Source organism: Okeania sp. SIO1H4, assembly GCF_010672695.1.
Classification (GTDB): Bacteria; Cyanobacteriota; Cyanobacteriia; order Cyanobacteriales; family Microcoleaceae; genus Okeania; species Okeania hirsuta.
Genome location: NZ_JAAHGB010000091.1, coordinates 1 through 21,829, shown reverse-complemented (window position 1 = coordinate 21,829; position 21,829 = coordinate 1). Strand labels below are relative to the sequence as shown.

The following is a 21,829-nucleotide window of genomic DNA, read 5'->3' as shown; positions in this document are numbered from 1 at the left end:
GCAAGTTAAAACCCCTTGACAATCAGCTTTTTAGCCAACATCATTCCAGAAAAAATTAGGGTAGGGATTGATCATTAACCTCTTGATTTGCGTTGGCGGAGGGAGCAAGTGCCGCAGCTACATCGCCTCCTACTATTTATGATTAAGTCTAAATACTTACTCAAGTTTTCCCCTCTTTGTGTACTACATTTTGTCGTGCGGAATGTGGGATCTACTGTTAACTGTGACGTTGGTAAATGTCTGAATGGGAATTTTGGGTTGTGGTGGAGGGGTAGGTGTTGATGTTGGTTTGGGAGTAGAAATATTTTCTGGTTATTCATAAGTCTTAATTGTCCTTGGAGACTAATTCCTCCTGAGTGTGTGAATCATTTAATAACTTATAGCTGAAGCGCTGACGGCTGAATGCTTACAAAATTATTAGCAATAATCTTTAATTTTTATTTTACAAACTAGCTAAAACTTATATCAGTAAAGCTATTTAGATTTATATATATTTTTTTTGTACCTATCGATACTAAAAATACCCATAGTAATTATCTATTAATTATCAATAGTAGTTTTAACTATGTAGGAGTTTACTTGTAAGCATTTCCTGCGGAATGCTGCGCCAACAGCCATCAGGTATGAAACTTGAAGATAATTTTTTCCTGAAATTTAGTTGTATTTATTCATAAAGAATAAATAAACACTACTTAATTTTAATCTGTAATGAGACAATTTTAACATTCTAGTAAGTATTTAAATACTTGTGCAAAATTAATTTAATTTTTGTCAGCAAGGAGTCGGAATGTTGGATGCAAAGTCCGTAGGCAGTAGGGAAAAAAATATACTTGTGTGCTTGAGCAGTGCCTCTAAAAATCATCGTAAGCATTTCCTACGGAATGCTGCGCAAACAGCTAGTTCGCTGTCAGCTGTCAGCTCTCATAAGAAGGTTTTAATAGATATAGACTATAAAGCCAGCTTTGATAGCAAGTGTAAATTCTGACTCAATTAGTAAGTCCCATTATATACAGCAGTTTCCGAAGTTATGAGGTACAGAGATTAATAATTGAATGTTCCCAGGGACGAGTGTACCTCATTATAGTAGAATCTGTTGTAAAACTAAAAGCAATAGCTGATGTCTGAATGCTTACAAATCATCTTTACATAGCTATTTATTACCCAATTATCAAATTATATTATTTATATTCTGTGTATAAAAGTATAAAAATATTTTAACTTGACATAAAATCTTGAATATGTTAATTTCATACTGATTATTTAAACCATATTTTGAGCTAATGATAACAGATTAAACTGGGCTAAAATCTGCTAAATAAATTAATTTTTAAGATGAAATCAAAATGCCTAATATTTATAAATATAAAATTTATGAATTTAAGAAAAGTAGAGAATTGCAATTAATTCATAGTGTAGAGATGAAAGTATTAACCATTGTGTCAAAAACAATCATCTAATACGAATAACTCATGAAATTAAAAACTTTTAATGAAAGCAATTGTTAATAAATTTTATTTGAATATTTACTTGAATTAAATTAAGAGGATTAATGAGTAAAAAAAAGCCTATATATAAACAAATTTTTCCCCACCTAACAAGTGCCTTACTAAGTTTAATTGTACTGTTACCAACCCCAAGTAAAGCTAATACTTTATTAGGAATAATTCGAGATGATGGAAATACAGATGAATGGAATAACATCATTACACGAATACGCAATCTAGGTATCAGTTATGAACCAATTTATTTAAGACAAATTAATACAGTAGCTGACCTATCTGGGGTGAGAGTTATCTTTTTAGCAAACATTGAAACCTTAACTCAAACTCAAGTAGACATTATAGAAGAGTGGGTAAAAGAGGGAGGGAAATTAATAGCTAGTGGCCAGGTAGGGAGAAAATCTAAACCAGGAGTAAGGCAAGAATTGCGATCGCTCCTTGGGTCTTACTGGGCCTTTCCTCTGAGTCAACCCACAACACCGGAAGCAAAATATCGTTGTTTAGATGTTGCCTGCAAAAAATCTACCAGTTGGACACCGATGGGAAATGACCAAGATACTGTTGAGGGTGGAGTATTAATTCCGGCAGGGTTAAGCAGTACAACTGCAGCTACTTGGAAAGGAAGTTCAGGTTCTTCAGCGGTAGTAATTACTCCTCAAGCAACTTACTTCGGTTGGAACTGGGGTAGTAGTACGTCTGTAAGGTTAGATAGTGCTTGGTTGCAAGCTGTGTTAAATCGCTATCAGAGTCAGCCACAATTTACAGCGAGAAATAATAATCCATTACCTACAGCGAATAGTAGACCGACTGCTCCCATTACTCCTAGCACTAACCCGGTTAAAATTAGACCCCGTATTTCCTCTGCACCAACAACGACTGAAAAGACAAATCCAGTTAGAGTTCAACCTAGAACTGCACCAGTAAATACGAACAAAAATCAACCTTCTACGACAACTCAAAACTCGACTGAAAAGACAAATCAAGTTAAGGTTCAACCTAGAACTGCACCAGTAAATTCAAATCAACCTCCTACCACAACTCAAAATTCGACTGAAAATACGAATCAAGTAAGAGTTCAACCTAGAACTGCACCAGTAAATTCAAATACAAATCAACCTTCTACTACAACTCAAAACTCCACTGAAAATACAAATCAAGTAAGAGTTCAACCTAAAACTGCACCAGTAAATTCAAGTATAAATCAACCTCCTACGACAACTCAAAACTCGACTACGGAGCAAGATAATATTTGGCTAAGAAGTCAGCAACAACAGACAACGACCGAACAAAAATCACCACAATCAAACCAAGCACCAGAAACATTAGGTAGTCAAAATAATAATTTAACCTCACAGACAAATACAGTTCCCAAGAGTAATAATGTTTGGGACAGATTTCGAGAACAGATAGACCGACAAAACCAGCAAGCTGAAAATATCAGTACCAAGGAAAACGTTGTTAATTCACTGGAAAACTCTAGCTCAGAAACAACAAAAAATAATAGAGATAGTATTTGGAATAGATTCAGACAACAAAATCGGACAACTGAAAATATCAGTACCAAGGAAACCGATAACCCTACTTCAGAAACCACAAATAATAATAGAGGCAATATTTGGAACAGATCCAGACAACAAACAACTACACCATCCCCTCGCCGTAACCCCCTAGCTGCCATACTCCGACCTTTGCCCCCACCAGAGGGACAAGTACCAAACTCGCAAACAGACCCTTCATCAGAATCAGCACCTGCGGGTTTGGAAGTCAGACAAGGAAACTATCCAATTAGCAGAGCACAAGCTAATGCAATGTTGCAAGAGCTAAATAATCTCTTGGGTAGATTTGAAAGTGCTTTAGTTGCAGCTAAGTCAGCAAATGTAGAAGTTAATTTGTCAGCAGATGAAGGTAGGTTGGTAGCTACCAATAGCGATCGTAGTACATTTATTGCTCAAAGAAATCGAGAAATAAGTAATGCTCAAAAAATAGTCGAACGAGCGCGCTTGGCAATTCAAAGATTCCCCCAACAGGTAGCATCCAAACAATATGCTACTGCCAGAAGTCAATGGCTGCAAACAAGGCAAATGTTGTGGCAGAATTATCCCACTGATGGGGAAAGAGCAGGAGCTGAAATTAGAGCTGTGTGGTTAGACAGGGGTACAATTGTTCGAGCCCGCTCCGAACGTGGTTTAGCAATGGTGTTTGACAGACTTGCTGCTGCTGGTATTAATACTGTTTTCTTTGAAACTCTGAATGCTGGTTACACAATTTATCCCAGTAATGTTGCTCCCAGACAGAATCCTTTGACAACTTCCTGGGACCCACTTGAGTCTGCTGTTAAGTTGGCTCGCGAGCGGAAGATGGAGATCCACGCTTGGATTTGGACGTTTGCGGTAGGGAATAAGGCCCATAATCGCGCTCTCGGTCAGCCAGATAGTTATTTAGGTCCAGTGATTTCGGCTCATCCTGATTGGGTGATGACTGATAACAAAGGTCGTAAAAGACATCCTTCTGATGGCAAGGTTTATATGGACCCTGCTAATCCTTATGTTCGGCAATATCTGCTGAAGATAATAGATGAAATTGCTAGTCGCTATGAGGTTGATGGGATTCAACTTGACTATATTCGCTATCCTTTTCAAAATCCTGGTCGAAATTTTTCTTATGGTTACAGCACGACATCTCGTCAACAGTTTCAGCAGTTGCATGGTATAGACCCGATGAAGATTTCTTCACGCGATCGCCAAAATATGTGGAAGTGGACTGAGTTTAAAATTAATCAAGTTAATAGTTTTGTGGCGGATACTTCGAGATTTCTCAAACAGAAGTATCCAAGGATGATTTTGTCGGCGGCGGTGTTTCCTTTTCCACGTCACGAGCGCTTTGATAAAATTCAGCAAGATTGGGAGACTTGGGTTCTCAGGGGTGATATTGATTTGTTGACTCCGATGACTTATGCGTTGGATACGAATCGTTTCCAGCAAATTACACAACCGCTGACAAGTACGCGAGTATTAGGTAGTACTTTGATAACGCCTGCAGTTAAGCTTTTGAATATTCCTGAAATTGTAGCAGTTGACCAAATTCAGGCGGCGAGGGATTTGCCTACAGGGGGTTACATTATTTTTGCTGCGGAAAGAATTACTGGGGGGTTACATGGATTTTTGACTCGTACTCAGGGAGGACCGGAAACTGGGAAGAATAATAGAGCTTCGTTAAATGCTTTTGCCAACCCTTCTCATGTTGTAGAGGGTCCTATTCCCTATCGACAACCGTTTGCAGCAGCAGCAGACCGTTTTCAAGCTTTGAAAAAGGAATGGAGTTTTTTGTTGGCAAATGAGCAACTTTCTATGAGGAAGTCAGAGCTTGAGAGTTGGCGAGTTAAGGCTGAGGAATTGGCAGCAGATTTGAATCAATTGGCTGAAAATCCCGATAATAGTAATTTGAATAAAGCGAGAAATACTTTGAGAAGATTTCAGTTACAGTTTAGGAGTTCTATGAGTGTTCATGGGAGGGAAAATGCTTATCAAGTTCAGACTTGGCAAAATCGTTTAGCTGCTTTGGAAATGTTGTTAAATTATGGCGAGCGGGTGCGGTTAAAAAGTGGGAGATTTTAATCAGCATTCAGCGGCTTTGTTGCATGAAAGTATATAGCTGTCGCACTTGCTCCGCATATGTACTTCATAATGTGCGGAAACTGCTGTAACTATTGGACAATAGATCAATAGAACATCAATGTTTTAACAGAAAAAGGCTGAAACTTTTACCTGTAAAGGCTTTGAGTTTTAATCAGCAGAGCAATAACTATTGGACAATAGATCAATAGAACATCAATAATCGCTTTCATAGAGCGATCGCTTTGTGTGCAGAGCAATAACTATTGGACAATAGATCAATAGAACATCAATAATCGCTTTCATAGAGCGATCGCTTTGTGTGCAGAGCAATAACTATTGGACAATAGATCAATAGAACATCAATAATGACGAAACAGAGCGATCGCTTGGCAGTGCAGAGCAATAACTATTGGACAATAGATCGGTAGAACATCAATAATGACGAAACAGAGCGATATAGCTGCGCAATAGATGTTAAGAATGCTGCTTTCGTGCAACAAGGCCGCTATCAGCTATTAATTAATGTTGGGAAAGGTAAAAGCAACCTTTGAAATTGAGTTTCAATAAAAAGTTACTGTCAAAGTCTCCGGACTCAACCTGAGAAGTAATTATTAATTATTAATTGCTGTTTGCGTAGCATTCCGTAGGAATAGCTGACTGCTAATAGCTGTTTGCGCAGCAGTCCGCAGGAAATGCTTACGTTAATAGTGATATTTGTTGGCATACTCTTTTAATTATTACCGTGGTGTTAGCTCAGTTGCAACTGAGCGTACAGGTAGAGTTTATGCCTAAATTTAATTACAATTAATTATTCAGTTGATTTTTTTGTTCGGGAGTTAAGTAATCATCAATTAGTAGCTTGAAATTATTTATAAATATTATTTCCTTTTGATATCCATTCAATTGATTTAGTTTCTCTCGAAAAGGCAAGCAGTAAGGTTGTACAGAATTATTATTTAGCTCTAAAGATTTCTCAAATAATTTGCGAAAATCTGCTAGACAGCCCCGTGCATTGTAGATTTGATTATTATCAAAAAATGCTGTTAAAATAAACTTCCATTGATGCTCTTTTAGTTCTTCAGCAATCATTATTAGAAGTTCTGAACGTTTATTAGCATCAGCAAAATTAGAAGATTCTGTAAAATGAGTAATTATTGCTGAAACATTATTTTTCAAAATAGGTATAAGTAATTTTTCAGGTATAACTAATTTTTCAGGAATTATTGGCGCATCTATTTCATAAATTATTTCTCGACCGCATACTAGGAATTCTAGTAAATCACTAAAAGGTATTTCTTTGATTTTATCGGCAATACAATTATCAAATACTTCAATAATTTCTGGTACTGACTTTCTTGATGATTTATATTTTAATTTTGCGTAAACTAATCGGTCTAAATCAACTATTTTTGGCAGGTTTTTTTCCAAATAAAGGATTAACTTTTCTAGCTCTACCTCACCCCAGTATTTTGAATATTCAAGTAAATCATTAAAGGGTACTGCTACTAATATTTCATTCATACGACTATCAAGCAGTTCAACAATTTCAGGCTTTGATTTTCCTGATAATTTATATTTTGATTTAGCTAGAAGTAGTTCTATAAAATCAACTCTTTCTGGCAGAGGATTTTTCAAATAAAGTATTAATTTTTCTGCCTCAATCTCACACCAATATGTTGATGATTTAAGTAGAACGTCAAAATCAACTTCTAGGATTTTTTCATTAATACAATTATCAAACAGTTCAATAATTTCAGGTTTTGACTTTCCTGATGATTTATATTTTGACTTGGCTGAAAGTAATTCATCAAAATCAGCATTGATAATTTTCTCTTCTAGTAAATCCCGAATCAAATCTTGCCACAATTCATAATCATAATTTGACATAATATCAGCTAAATCATTCAAAGATGAAAATTTAGCTTTTTCCTTGATACAAGATAAAATAGTTTCATCAAATACTAATGGAGTCTTTATTCTTATTAAAAATAGTTCATTTAAACTTGCTTCCGGAGCTGATTTTATCAGACTAGGTAAAATTATTTTTGTTTGGAACAAATTATCTCCACAAATATCATGTAATGACAAGATATCTTTTACAGGAATTTTATCAAACTTCTTAATTACATAGTCTCTTAAAAAATCTATATGAGCTGCTTTAATTAGAATTTTGAGATTTGGTGAAAGTCTATCTACACCACTTAAAAAAGAATTATTTCCCCCATACACTTCCAGCTTTTTAACAAAATTTTGGGCTTTTAATTTGCATGGTTCGCTTAAACTTTCCCAAACTGTAATTTTTGCCAAGTAAATTATTACTTTATCCCAGTTATCATCATCTACTTTATTAATAATAATTCCAGACAACTTCTCATTTAATATTTTTCCTGTTTCTGGAGCATACATTTTTGACACAGCAGTTAAAGCCGAAAATTGTCGTTCTCTTTCTAATTCCGGCAAATTTTCTATTAACAGACTTTTAGTTAAACCAATAACAATATCTTGAATTAAAGTAAACCTTGCACGAGCTAATGGACTTGCTTGAAAATACTTAATAGCTTCTTCCGAGTTAACAGGAAAATATTCAGATTTAATATCTTCAAAAATCCTTTTACTAGCAGCACGACCTTGAACAGGAGGACGTTGTAAAAGATGAGTTATTGCACTTCGTAAATGATAGCGAGCTAATTCTGCTGTAGCTTCAAAAGGCTCTTCTAAAGATGTCATTGATGGATGAGCACACCGACTTCTATCCTGAAATAACCTTTCAATATCTAACCTTTCTACAGGTGAAATTAATTCAAATTCTTGATGTGCTTTTTCTGGAATATTTGACTCAAATTGCCAAAGGTCTTTGAAATTTTCAGCTGAACGTAATTTCTCAAATTCTTGCAATAATAAGGGAGCTTTTTTATCCCCAAAAAGTTCTAGTTCCCTCAACTTATGGAGAAAATCAAATACTACTGCATTCCAGGTAGATACTATACATGAACGAAATGCTCCAGCTCGATAACAAGCGACAGCTTCTTGAATAAACTTTTGAGATGATTTATCTCTACAAAGTAGAATTAATTCGTCTAAATCAATAAATGTTTGGTGCATAGAAAAAATAGATAATTTTGATTATTTTATAGAAATATTAGTTGCTAAAAAGCTGAGGATTTATAAAATAGTATTCTTCTGTGGCTGAATTTTAAGATATAAAACTATGTCCGAATAATTAGCGATAAAAAAAACTTTCTCCTCTTTCTTCTTGCTTCTTTCTTCCCTCCTGGTATCATGTCCGGATAAGAGCGTGATGAAAAAACTTATCATCAGTGCTTCAACAGTAAATCTTTCTATTTTCCCTACTCCCCTACTCCCCTACCCCCCTACTCCCCCGCTCCCCTACTATCTTAATAATAAGTATTCAACTGGACATGAAATGACTCCTGACTCCTGACTCCTTTAAAAATAACTAGAAGTATGCAAATCTTTAGGATTCAAATTTGAATTAACAACTTTACCATCACTAAACCAAACAACACGCTTAGTTTGTTTTGCCACTTCTGGTTCGTGAGTCACCATTACTACCGTAATTCCACTAGCATTTAATTCTGTGAAAATATCTAACACTTCTTGAGTAGTTTTAGTATCTAAAGCACCCGTCGGTTCATCTGCTAATAATAATACTGGACGATTAACAATTGCACGAGCGATCGCTACTCTTTGTTGTTGTCCTCCTGATAGTTGATTGGGTTTATTATTCATCCGATTTTCTAGTCCCACTCGTTTTAAAGCTTCTGCTGCTCTTTCTTTTCTTTCCTTACTAGAAATTCCGGCATAAAGCATGGGTAAAATAACGTTATCGAGAGCTGTTATTTGTGGTAATAAATGAAATTGTTGGAAGACAAATCCAATTTTGAGATTGCGAATTTTAGCTAAGTCTTTTTCTAAAGTATTAGCTATATCTAAACCATCGAGATAATAATTACCAGATGTAGGGCGATCAAGACAACCAATAATATTCATACAGGTAGATTTACCAGAACCCGATGCTCCCATAATAGAACAATATTCTCCTTCTTCAATAGTTAAACTAACACCATTTAAAGCACGAACTTCTACATCACCCATCACATAAATTTTGGCGATATTTTCTAATCCGACAATGACTGGTTTTTTGGTTTTATTCTCTGGGAGAATTAACGAATTATTTTCAGAATATTTGTATTGCATAGTAATTTCAGTTATCAGTTATCAGTTATCAGTACCTCTGCAATAAAGAGGTTTAACATAAGGAATATTATCTTTTTTTATCCTCTTTTAAGGGAAGGCTTTAGACCGAATTTTTCGGTAATTTTTAACAACGAGTTATTTTCAGCACATTTGCTTTGTATAGGTAAGCATTCAGCAGTCAGCTATCAGCTATCAGCTATGAGTTATTAATTATCTTGGAAGAAGGAATTAGTATTCAAGGAGAATGAAAAATTATGTTTGCGCAGCATTCCACAGGAAATGAAATAGTACTTTCAGCTAACCTTGGCCATTGCTTAATTCTTTCTTTCAAATGCTGATAGCTGATAGCTGAATGCTTACTTGTATAGTAATATCATGTCCGGATAATTAACTATAGAACTCCGTTCCGCTTACATGACCAAAAAAACTTCCTCCTTTTCCTCCTCTTATTTCTTGCTTCTTTCTTCCCTCCTGACTCGGTCCTCCTGACTTCCCCTCCTGGGAGGGGGAGGGGCGAGGGGTGGGTTGACTCCTCCATCATTTTGTTTATAAGTAATCAACCAGACATAATATAATTATTCATTATTAATTATTAATTACCTAAATGCTTCTCAAAGCCACAATAGGATCTAATTTAGCCGCTTGTTTTGCAGGAACAACTCCAAAAAACAAACCAATAGCACCAGAAACACCAAAAGCAATAGCGATCGCTGTTACAGGAATACCTGTTTCTAAAGGAGTTAAAATACTTAAAATTAACACTCCACTCACACCAATTCCAGTACCAATTAATCCACCCACAATAGACAAAATCACCGACTCAATTATAAACTGAACTAAAATATCTTTCTGAGAAGCACCAATAGCTTTTCTTAACCCTATTTCTCTAGTTCTTTCCGTCACCGAAACTAACATAATATTCATAATACCAATGCCACCTACCACTAAAGAAACCGCCGCCGTAGCTGCCAATAATAAAGTCAAAGCTGCCGTAATACCTCCTAAAGTTTGCAATAAATCTTGCTGACTTCTGACAGTAAAATCATCCTCATAAATAATTTTATGTCGCAGTCGTAACAGATTTTCTATCTGAAACTGGGCAGCTTTCATACTATCTTCATCCTTTACCGATACAGAAATTAAACTTACTTGAGTGCCATAAGGAGAAGACCTGCCAACAATTCTATTTGCCATAGTAGTAATAGGAATAAAAGCGCTCATATCTTCATTGTTGCCGAGATTAGTTCCTTTAGATGCCATTACTCCAATGACTTGTAAGCTAGTATTTTTAATGCGTACTCGTTTACCAATTGGATCTTCATTACCAAATAATTGTTCTGCTAATTCTGAACCCAAAGCTACTATATTTTCTTGTCGTTGTAAATCTAAATTTGTCAAAAATCTACCTTTGGCGACATCAAAATTTCTGACAGTTAAGAATTCTGGAGTTGTACCAGTTAAGCTGGATGATGCATTTTTATTTCGGTAGCTAACTAATTCGTTAGCATTAAGAATAGGAGCAACCTCCTTAACAGTTGGAACTTGAGAAGCGATCGCCTCTGCATCTGCCAATACTAATGTTTGTGGCCGAAGAACAGGTTGTCTTTGAGCTTCAGGACTTCCTGGCACAATAAATAGAACATTTGGTCCGAGAGAAGTAATCTGATTGTTAACAAATTTTTGCGCTCCTTCGCCAATTCCAATCATGGCAATAACGGAAGCATTACCGATGATAATACCTAACATGGTTAAGCTACTGCGAACTTTATTAGTTAGCAGCGTTGTAGTTGCCATTTTTATGCTTTCTAAGATGTTCATAATTAGGAAATTGGTAAAGGGTAAAGTAACTAGGACTTATATCATGTCCGGTTGAATAGTTATAAAATAAATAACGAGGAAGGAGTCAGGAGTTAGTCAATTCAGTAATACTGTTGCTAGGAGAAGCAATTTCAAATACTACTTGGGGAGGAATATTCTCTTCTTCCCACTGTTTATAGGAACGTCTATCTCCTTGAGGACGACCGAAAACTACCATCACATCAGGAGCTTGTTTTACCCAAGGTTGTCTGTGTTTGGGATACCAAAATAAGTCTCCGGCAACAAACACATTGGTGTTGTGTTTATACATACCGGCAATACCCCCAACAATAGTAATAATAAAGCGGAGCAGTCGAAGGAAAGGGCGCGGACATATCAAAAGCTTAAAACTCATGCAACACAGGATTTTTCCTTCTTCCTTCTTCCTTCTGCTATATTACCTATTACCAAAAATATCTTCTAACTTTTTACCTTCTGGTAGTTCGATAAAAACTCTTTCCCCAGCTTTTATTCCTTGCAAAATCTGTATTTGATTACCAACACTAAAACCAAGAGTAACAGACTGAAACTTTGGTTGATTTTTCTCATCAGGAATTAATACCCCAGTCTCTCCTTTATTAGTAACGATCGCTACTGTCGGTACAACTAAAGCATTCTCCAAGCGATCGCCTAAAAATTGTAAATCAACATTCATTCCTGACTGTAATTTTTCTTTGCCAGTTTCCAGAGCAACTCGCACTTCAAATAATGTGACATCTCTTTCTACTATTGCTTCTGGAGCAATTAATTTCACCTTACCTTTAAAAACTTGGTCTGGATAAGCATCAGCCACAATTTCCACACTTTGACCAGATTTAATTTGACCTATATCTGCTTCTGGAACTTTTGCCAAAACCTCTAAACCTCTAGCTAAAGCAACAATAGAAGTCGAAGAAGCAGAAGTCGCATTAGAAGCAGAAGTCGCAGGTGTCACAAACGCCCCTTTCGTTGCATATCTTTGAGTAATAATTCCAGAAAAAGGAGCGCGAACCTGAGTATCTTCCAACAGAATTTCCTGATAGCGGACTTGAGCTTCCATTTCAGCAACTTCAGCTCTTGCTCTAGCAATTTCCTCCGGACGAGTACCATTTTCCAACTCCTCCAACTGACTGCGAGCTTCTGCAACTTCAGCTTTAGCTCTAGCAATTTCCTCCGGACGAGTACCATTTTCCAACTCCTCCAACTGACTTTGAGCTTCCGCAACTTCAGCTCTTGCTCTAGCAATTTCCTCCGGACGAGTACCATTTTCCAACTCCTCCAACTGACTTTGAGCTTCCGCAACTTCAGCTCTTGCTCTAGCAATTTCCTCCGGACGAGTACCATTTTCCAACAATTGAAAAGCCTGCTTTTCCTGTTCCACAGCAGCAGTTAAACGCTCTATCTCTGCTCCTCTAGCTTGAGTTAACTGTTCCAAAAGTTTTTCAGCTTCCCGTAAATTAGCTCTAACTCGGCGGTCATCTCTCACATATTCTTCGTAAGCATCACGAGCAATAGCACCCTCACTTGCCAAATTTTGATATCGCACTTGCCGTTTCGTCGTTAACTCCAACTCTGCTTTTGTCGCCTCTATTCTAGCCTTAGCTTGTTCAATTTCCTCCTTCAGACTTCCTGTCGTCGCATCATCCAAACGAGCGATCGCCTGTTCTAAACGTGCCTTCCCCTGAGCTATTTCTTCACGACGGTTGCCAGCTCGTAATTGAGACAAATTAGCTTGAGTTCTATCTAGACGCGCTCTAGCAACAGCAATTTCTTCGCGACGACTGCCAGCTTGCAATTGGGATAGACGAGCTTCCACTTGATTTAAACGCGCTCTAGCAGCAGCAATTTCTTCTGGACGACTACCAGCTTGCAATTGGGATAGACGAGCTTCCACTTGATTTAAACGCGCTCTAGCAGCAGCAATTTCTTCTGGACGACTACCAGTTTCCTGTTTTGCCAAATTTGCCTTTGCACTTTCAAGTCTTGCCTGAACTTGACGGAGTTGAACTTCTAAGTCGCGACTTTCCATCCGGGCAATAACTTGGCCGGCTTGGACGCGATCGCCCTGTTCGACATATAATTCTGCCAAACGGCCTTGATTTTTGGGAGAAAGGTTGACTCGTTGTATTGGTTGGACTTCCCCGCTAGCTGTAATTCTCACAACTATATTTTGAGCTTGTACGGGTATAGTCAAAGTTTCAATGATTTCTTGCTTTCCCTGAGACTGGTTACGGACTAAATAGATGCCTGTGGATAAAGCTAAGAGTCCCGCTGCCACCAGAGCGATCGCCCATTTTTTTCCCTTCTTGGGGCGTTCAACAGGTAATTGTTTATTGCGGTCATTTTGGTCTTGGGGAGTAGTTAAGGTCTGAGTTGTGCTGTCTTGAAAGCTAGTTTTCATTATCTTTTTCCTTCTCAAATGTTGGTAATTATACTAAATCCGGTTTAGAAGGGAGATTACCTTGAAGGTAAGGCAGAAGCCAAAATATCTGTATTCTATGTTAATGAAAACTGCTATAATTAACCCCAACTATCTGAAATACAGAAAATTGGGGCTGTTTTTTGAGCATATTTTATTAGACATTTTTCAGGCGATTATAACTATCACCAAAATTAAGCTATGGCAGACTCTTGAGTCCGGGCAAAAATCATTCTACCAGCAGAAGTTTGTAACGAACTGGTAACAATAACTCTAATTTCATCTCCAACATATTCACTACCTGATTCCACAACTACCATTGTGCCATCATCTAGATATCCTATACCCTGGGATGGCTCTTTCCCTGCTTTACGAATTTTGATTTCAATAGTATCACCAGGTAGATAACTTGGTCGCACTGCTTGAGTCAAGTCATTAATATTTAGTACGAGAACTTTTTGTAAACTAGCAACTTTAGACAAATTGTAGTCATTAGTTAACAAAGTACCATTAATTTCCAGAGCAAAATGAATCAATTTAGCATCTACTGTAGAAATGTCTTCATAGTCTGCAAAATGAATTTGAATCTGAGAAGGGTAAACTGCTTTAAGTCTATTTAAGATGTCTAACCCTCTTCTACCTCTAACTCTTTTTTGATCGTTAGAAGCATCAGCTATAAGTTGTAGTTCCTGTAAAACGAACTGTGGTACAAGAATTTGCCCCTCAAGAAAACCTGTTTCCAGTAAATTTTCTATCCTACCATCAATAATACAGCTAGTATCCAAAATTTTAGTAGTAGCAGGCTTAAGAGTACCTTCTGCTACTAATACTGTATCTAGACTGTTAGGATTGATCAGCCGTAAAAAACCACGACCATGAGTATCAGCAACGTTAACTCCTGTAAAGCCTAACATGACACTGCCTAAAACTGCTATAAGAGGCTTAATAAAGCTAAATTCCTCTGGAATAGGAAGTAAAAAGAGTGGCGCTAGCATTAAGTTTGCCACTAATAGTCCAATGACTAATCCTATTGCTCGAGTTAATAATAAGTCAACTGGCATCTGGGTGACTTTTGCTTCCACTCGTCGATATGTAGTTTGAAATACCAATCCCAATACAAAGCCAATCAAGGAGGTAAAAGCAGCTAATACTGAACGTAAACCTTCAATATTGGTAACTTCTAATAATACATTGGGGGGTAATAGTTCTATGCTATAGAATCCTATTCCTGCTCCAGCGAGTACAAATGAAATGATAATGATTGCGTCAAGCATTTTTTTAGTTTGTTTTATAGATATAGATATAGAGATTTTCCCAGTAGGTACTCAGCAATAGTGACTGATAACCATAATTTTTGGGCTGCTCAATGTTGCTTCTATTATATCTTCAAGTAAATGTTCCATTCTTTAGAGTTTTCTTGTTCTCAGCTTCCTCAACTCATAAAAATTTTGAAGCTATTCATAATGAACTTTGCTTTTCACAGTTCCTACTAAAGTATAAAATCTATCTTGTAGCAAAGATGATGTGATTATTTTTACTTTGGTTTTAATGACAACATTTTTAATATTACGTCTTTGAAGTAGTCATACGGTTATATCTTAAAGTTATTTTTTTTACTTTTTACTTAAATAATATTTCTATTGATCGGCATTAGTTTTTGATAATTTACTGTACTACTACTCTTAATTAAATTCATAATTGTTTAAGATAGTTTTATATAAGAATATATTTTGTAATGAAAAGGCCAATCGGAAATTACTATATCCCTAGTTCGGCTTATGTCCATATACCTTTTTGCCGACGGCGGTGCTATTACTGTGATTTTCCGATTTCTGTAGTGGGCGATAATAAAAGAGGTGATAATTTTTCTCCTATTCAAGAATATGTGGAGGTAATTTGTGAGGAAATAAACATTACAAAATCTTTTGACCGACCCCTAGAAACTATTTTCTTTGGCGGTGGTACACCCTCTCTTTTGTCAGTTAGTCAATTGAACCGGATTCTAGACGCCCTAGAACAAAAATTTAGAATTGTGGCCAATGCTGAAATCTCTATAGAAATGGACCCAGGAACTTTTGACTTAGAACAGGTACGAGGATATAAATTCCTAGGGATAAATCGAGTTAGTTTAGGGGTACAAGCATTTCAAGATGAGTTATTAAACGTTTGTGGGAGAACCCACAATGTCTCGGATATTTACAAAGCAGTAGACATATTACATCAAGCAGGAATTGTTAATTTCAGCATAGATTTAATTTCGGGACTGCCACATCAAACTCTAGAACAATGGCAAACTTCTTTAGAAGCAGGAATTGCTATTTCCCCAACTCATATATCTAGTTACGACCTCGTAGTAGAAGCTGTAACAGCTTTTGGACGTTATTATCAACCTGGTAATCCTCCTTTACCTACAGATGAAACAACTGCTCAAATGTATCGAATGGCACAGCAGTTAATATCAATTTCAGGATATGAACATTATGAGATATCTAATTACGCCAAGCCAAATTATCAGTGTGGTCATAATCGAGTCTACTGGGAAAATCTTCCTTATTATGGCTTTGGTATGGGTGCAGCAAGTTATGTAGCAGGGGAAAGATTTACCCGACCACCTACACGCAAAGAATATTATCAATGGGTGCAATCTGTCGATAGGCAATACAAGCTATCGCTTCAAGATCGTAGTTTTAAACATCAGGGTATTGATACATCTAATAACTGCTTAGAAGCTAATCAGGAGTGTTTGTTAGAAACACTAATGTTAGGATTTCGCTTGGCAGATGGGATAAATCTATCAACATTATCTCAGCGTTTTGGTCAACAAACTGTAGATCAAATATTAATCTATTTGCAACCCTATCAAAAGTTAGGGTGGGTAGAATTAATTAATCCAAAAGGTATAGTAACCTTATTCTCAAACAACCAAAAATTTCCAGTAGAAGGATATTTGAGGTTAACCGATCCTGAAGGTTTTTTGTTCTCCAATACAGTTTTATCGACGTTATTTAGTAAACTGAGTAATTCTATCAGTATGGAGTACTAAAATATGAGCATTTATACTGGTAAAATAATAGGTTTATAGTGGACGATTTAAGCCTAATTAATTTTCTTCAACAAAAGTAATTAAAAATGTGCTGAAGCGATCCCTATTAGTTTATAATAATTGTATTGGCACTCAAAGATATCAAGGTTCAGTAGGGTTGCTAATCGGCAACAAAAACTTAGAGGGAATGAAAAACTGTGACTATAGCACTAGATAGACTACCAAAAAAACAAGTTCAAAAAATTCTTTGTTTCTATGTGAATACTACTCACAAGATACAGATTGCTAGAATTAGTAATCCTCAAAATGAATATTGGGAACATACTGTTTTCCCAGGAGAACGTTTCTTATTTGAAGCAGTTCCAGAAGCAGAATTAGAAATTCATCAAAGCATAGAAAATGCTGAAATTAGGTGTGAACATTTTTTGTGCAAGGACTTGAAAGTTGATGAGTAAGTAACAGTTGAAAAGTACTCAAAATTAGTTTCATCAGGTAAGTAGGAAATAGTTAGTGATTGATATTTTTTTTAGATTGATCACTAACTATTGTTATGGATCGACTTAGGTCAACTATTGTTAACTAGCTATCAGCATTTCAGCACTCAACAGATGATTGATAAATATATTGGGGATGGGAAGATTACATAATTATTTGTATACTTGTATTTCAGATAAAATTGCTTTTTTACTCTCTTGCTCAACTTTCAGCTTTTGTGAAGTAACTGTAGCGTTTTATGACAATTTCCCGTATAATAAGATGCCCCTATTTCCTCTAAATTAAGTGGAATCATCCCCACTGCATGAGCACCATCTATCTACTAATGTATCCACACCTCGTTTAGCTAATTCTTTTACCAGTTGTTTAATGGGAAATACAAATGGTGTTTGACTACTAATGTGGTCAAGCAATGCGAGTTTTGTTCTTGGTGAAATATGTTTGATAACTGCTTCAATTATTTGTTGCGGAGACTCTACTGGAAAAGGTAGAGATGCGACTATCACTTTTACACCTGTGCGATCGCTAACAAAATTCAGGGCATTACGACAAGCGTTGTATTCTTGGTCTGTGGTTAATAACTCATCGGTGGGGGAAAAGTTGAGTGAGCGTAATACTGCATTTATCCCAGTGGTTGCATTTGGAACAAATACTAACTTCTCTGACTTTGTACCTACAAATTTTGCTAACTTTTCTTTACCTTCATCCAGTAGAGTTTGAAACTCTCGGACAAAAAAATGCACTGCTTATGTTTCCAACTGTTCCTGCAGTCTCATCTGAGCTGTCAATACCTGCAATGGACATGCTTCAAAAGACCCATGATTGAGAAAAGTAACATTTTGGTTAACAGACCAATATAGAGGCTAGTTATTGGTATGTTCGTACTGAAACATTAATTTATTAGTTCTAGAATCTTGAACTTAAGATTTTAGTATAAAAATAGAACTACTAACTATTCTCTAGGTCAAGAACCTAAAATTTTTAAACTCCCCGGGCGGGATTCGAACCTGCGACCAATCGGTTAACAGCCGACCGCTCTACCGCTGAGCTACCGAGGAATATGTAACTTTATCTCTGAGCTACGATTACTAATCTTAACCCTAACTCAACATATTTTGCAACCCTTTTTTATATTTTTTTTATTAATAGTTATAATAATTTAGTTTTATTAAACTAATTTGACTTTCAGGTATTATTATGGTAATAAGTAAAAGCTATTTACCCATTCTTAGTTCAGCTAGGCGCTTTTGAGACTCTAGGTCTAGGTAATTAGCCAAAAAACGGCCTGATGTTCTTTTGCTTCGTTGACATCTACGCCGAACGCTACTTGCTACACTTTCAATGTCATGGGCAAGCTGTTGAGAAGATATCCATTCTGCACCATAACCTACCACAGTAAGTTGTTGAACACGATCTGAAGTCGCAACAATTAACCTACTCTTAGACAGGCGCATCTCTTGACGAAGATTAGCACAAGCTTTCTCTATATATGTATCTGCTGTCTGGCCGAATTCTGTATAATAAACAGATAAACGATCGGTAATAACCTCTTTAACTGTAGGAGTATACTGGTATTGAGAATCAAATACTATACGAGTATTCAAATCTTGACTAGCACTATAATTTACCATCGCTTCTATCAAATCTCGTCTTGCTGTTTCCAAGCCATGAATCCTAAAGCTTTCTTGGAGGCGAGGCCAGATACCAATAACATTATAGCCATCTACGAGCATAACCTTTCGTCTTAAAGAGCGTGACATGATTCAAAGGGATAATTCTCCACAGAATGTTAACAAATACTAATGTAATATAACATTTATTCAGATTCTATAGTGGTCAAAAAAAATAATCCCTAAACTTTCAAAGCTTGAGAGTTTAAGGATCAGAAATTTTACTGTAATAGTGAGATAAATTTTCTATAGATTAATATTTTCCACAAGGACATTGATTCTTCTTAACCTATTTTTTGGAGATTAAAGTTTTATCTCAGGGAGGTATCGAATCACTATCTGCCTAGTTTGATTTTTTCTATTTCTACTATCATCCCTATCTACCATTCCTCCTTCTTAATACTTTGTATCTTTGTATCTTTGAGAGTAATGTAGATTAGGAAGTTCAAGTTTAAGCCAAATATTTAACTGATTGAGGGTGCTAGGGGCAGCTCTAAGTCCCGCGCTATATCTGAAAGATTAGCGCCGGGATACATGGACTCCCCCAAGCTGATTTGATCCGTTCAACCCCCCACTAAAATCATCAATGTAAAAGTCAGCATCGGGAGGATGTCACTCAAACTTTTCTTCAACAGTTTCGGGTTTCTGTATTACTGCTTGACCTCGATCTAATACAAATGCTCCATCACAATAATCCAGCTCATTTAGACGATGAGTAACCCACAGAGCAGTAATACCTCTGTTTTTCACCAAGCTTTGAACTTGAGTGACCAAATCTAATTGACTGTCTGGGTCAAGTAAAGCAGTAGGTTCGTCCAACAGCAAGATGTCACAATTACGAGCAATAGCTCCAGCGATCGCTATCCTTTGTTTTTGACCCCCGCTTAAAGCATATATAGGACGCCTTTGTAAATCTAAAAGATTGACTGCTGTTAAAGCATCTTCTACCCGATGACGAATTTGAAGTTGAGAAAGTCTCTCTTCAACCAGTCCAAAAGCAACATCTGCTCCCACAGTAGGCATCACCAATTGATGGTCAGGATTTTGGAAAACAAAACCCATTCGCCCTTCAAAATGAATTTTTCCAGACTGAGGAAACAAAAGTCCTGCCAATACCCTTAACAAAGTTGATTTACCACTACCATTAGTACCCAAGAGCATCCAGAATTCTCCTTTAGGTACTTTTAGAGAACAAGAACGTAAAACCTGACTACCATTAGGCCAATCAAAACAAAGGTCTTGTACTACAATCGCTGGACGAGTAATTTGAATACTGTTATCCCTAGGGTTCATTGTGTCAGAGCAACAAAACCAGGTGGTCTTCCAGTAGCTGCAGCACCAGATTTTTGGGAAATCTGGACACCAGAAATTTCACTGGCTAGTATAGCAATCTTTTTATCAGGCATTTTCTCACAAGTAAGTTCTATAACTTGAGGATTACCAGAACGAATAGACTCAAGGACTTGTTGATAAACAGCTTCAGCATCCTCAGCTAACTTACGTTGTACTGAAAATGGTGCGGGGGTATATTTCACAATAATGTCAATAGTGAACATTTCTTAGTGATAAGTATAATAAACGTTATACATAAATATAGTCATATATATTCAAACAATGTCAAATATCTTCGTGAATTTGTACAAAAGAGCGACTAAGTATTTGACAAAATTTAATAACTCTCGGCCATACGTTTCATGCCCTAATCAAGTTGGCTGAGAATTCAAGGCTAAATTACCATCACAGAATCTTGCGTAGTGGCCTGTTAAGCTTTAAATGTTGTATTAGGGCGTGTCATCAATTAAAGAGGTTGACATTAAAATTATAATATGCTTATGAATAATAACTATCAGGAATAACAAATGATGCCGAGGAGCAGGTGATAGAGCCTTTGACCTACAGAGGAAAAGAAGTAGTGATTCCTCCGAAAAAAAACTGCGCGTGAACTTCGTAATTACGATGAGATATTGTATCAAGCACGTCTATGAATTGAAAATTTTTTCGCGCCTTCTCAAACAATATAGAGCGATCGCTACTAGATAAGATAAACGTTCAGTAAACTTTCTGGGAGGAATTCCTACAGGTAGAATCAGTCATTTTATTGGCATAGCGATCGCCATCTCCACAAACCATACAATACCCATTTTGTCAAATTTTTAATTGATGACACGCCCTAGGGTTTTGGACAAAAACAATATATAGTTTAGATTTTGCCATTTTCCTATTACCCTATTTTAGGCTTGACACAACAGTAGTGGACTGACACAGCTAAAATTGTGCATTAGCTTTTAACTTGAAAATTCTTACTTTTGACTTTTGACTTTTGAATTGAATCTAATGCACCATTTAAGGTGTGTCGGTCCAGTAGGTTTGTATCGTACCGCCAGCAAAGGATTAATCAATAAGGTGCGTGAACGGGTCTGTTAATATAATCAAAAAAGCAGCTCCCTTTTGTCTTTGACTATTGGATAGAGGGTTTTGAAGTTCACGAGGGTCAGGGTGACACCTGCGATCCGAAGAATATGTCTTATGTGACTATATTTTTATCAACTATTAACATTGTCCATTTTAAATACTTATCCAACTGCCAATCTGTACTTTGAATACTTTTGGCACAGCTCTTGATTCCCTATAAGATTTAAACAAAGTTATCTGAGCTTGCCCCATAACCATTGAGAATACTTAACTTCAAAGTCTAAATCTAAAATATAAAAAACAAATCGTCTCTAAAAACTATTTTTTTTTGTTGCTCCAACGAGAAATTATCTATATAATGATAACTAAGGTAAAGAAATTTAAACAATGTTTACAAAACCTCTCATATTCTGCTATGGCAGAACAATAATTATTAAGAGAAGGTTGAGATAAAAACGTTACCTGTAGTTATCATAATTATTTGGAGAATTCCGTAATGACTGTAGCAGTCGGACGCCCGCAGAGTCAAAGAGGACCATTTGATGTCCTGGATGACTGGCTGAAACGCGATCGCTTCGTATTTGTAGGCTGGTCTGGTATACTCTTGTTCCCATGTGCATTCC

13 protein-coding genes, 1 tRNA gene and 1 pseudogene are annotated in these 21,829 nt (G+C 36.5%); 4 read left to right on the top strand and 11 right to left on the bottom strand.

The features are described from left to right. Positions 1 to 1,549 precede the first annotated feature (1,549 nt). On the top strand, positions 1,550 to 5,113 hold the full coding sequence (locus tag F6K06_RS30175; RefSeq protein ID WP_287244803.1) for a family 10 glycosylhydrolase: 3,564 nt from the start codon (positions 1,550 to 1,552) through the stop codon (positions 5,111 to 5,113). An 804-nt stretch (positions 5,114 to 5,917) separates the two neighbouring features. On the opposite strand, the gene F6K06_RS30170 is transcribed toward F6K06_RS30175, so the two are convergent. From F6K06_RS30170 to F6K06_RS30145, 6 genes are all read right to left on the bottom strand, one after another. Continuing rightward, positions 5,918 to 8,215 carry a hypothetical protein gene (locus F6K06_RS30170; protein ID WP_287244806.1) on the bottom strand — a complete coding sequence of 766 codons (2,298 nt, stop codon included), beginning with the start codon at positions 8,213 to 8,215 and terminating at the stop codon, positions 5,918 to 5,920. A 345-nt stretch (positions 8,216 to 8,560) separates the two neighbouring features. Continuing rightward, the gene (locus tag F6K06_RS30165) at positions 8,561 to 9,331 is read right to left on the bottom strand and encodes an ABC transporter ATP-binding protein (protein WP_287244808.1); all 771 of its coding nucleotides are present in this window, start codon (positions 9,329 to 9,331) and stop codon (positions 8,561 to 8,563) included. A 600-nt stretch (positions 9,332 to 9,931) separates the two neighbouring features. Then, positions 9,932 to 11,149: an ABC transporter permease gene (locus F6K06_RS30160; RefSeq protein ID WP_124144694.1), complete on the bottom strand. Its 1,218-nt coding sequence runs from the start codon at positions 11,147 to 11,149 to the stop codon at positions 9,932 to 9,934. A gap of 85 nt (positions 11,150 to 11,234) precedes the next feature. Next, on the bottom strand, positions 11,235 to 11,459 hold the full coding sequence (locus F6K06_RS30155; protein WP_240038924.1) for a Uma2 family endonuclease: 225 nt from the start codon (positions 11,457 to 11,459) through the stop codon (positions 11,235 to 11,237). Positions 11,460 to 11,585: 126 nt separating this feature from the next. Next, positions 11,586 to 13,568 carry an efflux RND transporter periplasmic adaptor subunit gene (locus tag F6K06_RS30150; RefSeq protein WP_124144692.1) on the bottom strand — a complete coding sequence of 661 codons (1,983 nt, stop codon included), beginning with the start codon at positions 13,566 to 13,568 and terminating at the stop codon, positions 11,586 to 11,588. A 212-nt stretch (positions 13,569 to 13,780) separates the two neighbouring features. After that, positions 13,781 to 14,860, bottom strand: a complete 1,080-nt coding sequence (locus F6K06_RS30145) for a PIN/TRAM domain-containing protein (RefSeq protein ID WP_124144691.1) — start codon at positions 14,858 to 14,860, stop codon at positions 13,781 to 13,783. A gap of 461 nt (positions 14,861 to 15,321) precedes the next feature. On the opposite strand from F6K06_RS30145, the gene hemW reads away from it, so the two are divergent. Together hemW and F6K06_RS30135 are read left to right on the top strand one after the other, a co-directional pair. Further along, positions 15,322 to 16,629, top strand: a complete 1,308-nt coding sequence (gene hemW / locus F6K06_RS30140; protein ID WP_287245092.1) for a radical SAM family heme chaperone HemW — start codon at positions 15,322 to 15,324, stop codon at positions 16,627 to 16,629. Positions 16,630 to 16,826: 197 nt separating this feature from the next. Beyond that, on the top strand, positions 16,827 to 17,084 hold the full coding sequence (locus tag F6K06_RS30135; protein ID WP_124144689.1) for a DUF1830 domain-containing protein: 258 nt from the start codon (positions 16,827 to 16,829) through the stop codon (positions 17,082 to 17,084). A gap of 321 nt (positions 17,085 to 17,405) precedes the next feature. Here F6K06_RS30135 and F6K06_RS30130 read toward each other — a convergent pair whose 3' ends face one another. From F6K06_RS30130 to F6K06_RS30110, 5 genes are all read right to left on the bottom strand, one after another. Beyond that, positions 17,406 to 17,867, bottom strand: a complete 462-nt coding sequence (locus F6K06_RS30130) for an aminotransferase class V-fold PLP-dependent enzyme (RefSeq protein ID WP_240038923.1) — start codon at positions 17,865 to 17,867, stop codon at positions 17,406 to 17,408. Positions 17,868 to 18,110: 243 nt separating this feature from the next. After that, positions 18,111 to 18,182: transfer RNA gene (locus F6K06_RS30125), tRNA-Asn, on the bottom strand. A gap of 156 nt (positions 18,183 to 18,338) precedes the next feature. After that, a complete protein-coding gene (locus F6K06_RS30120) occupies positions 18,339 to 18,884 on the bottom strand; it encodes an NYN domain-containing protein (protein ID WP_124144688.1) in 546 nt (181 codons plus the stop codon). Between the two features lie 522 nt (positions 18,885 to 19,406). Then, on the bottom strand, positions 19,407 to 20,087 hold the full coding sequence (locus F6K06_RS30115) for an energy-coupling factor ABC transporter ATP-binding protein (protein ID WP_124144687.1): 681 nt from the start codon (positions 20,085 to 20,087) through the stop codon (positions 19,407 to 19,409). After that, positions 20,084 to 20,350 (bottom strand): hypothetical protein, encoded by a 267-nt coding sequence (locus F6K06_RS30110; protein ID WP_124144686.1) that lies wholly within the window; start codon positions 20,348 to 20,350, stop codon positions 20,084 to 20,086. Before F6K06_RS30110 ends, F6K06_RS30115 begins: the two co-directional genes overlap by 4 nt. Before the next feature lie 1,352 nt (positions 20,351 to 21,702). Between F6K06_RS30110 and F6K06_RS30105 the strand changes: the two are divergent. After that, positions 21,703 to 21,829, top strand: a pseudogene (locus tag F6K06_RS30105) (photosystem II D2 protein (photosystem q(a) protein)); the annotation flags it as partial.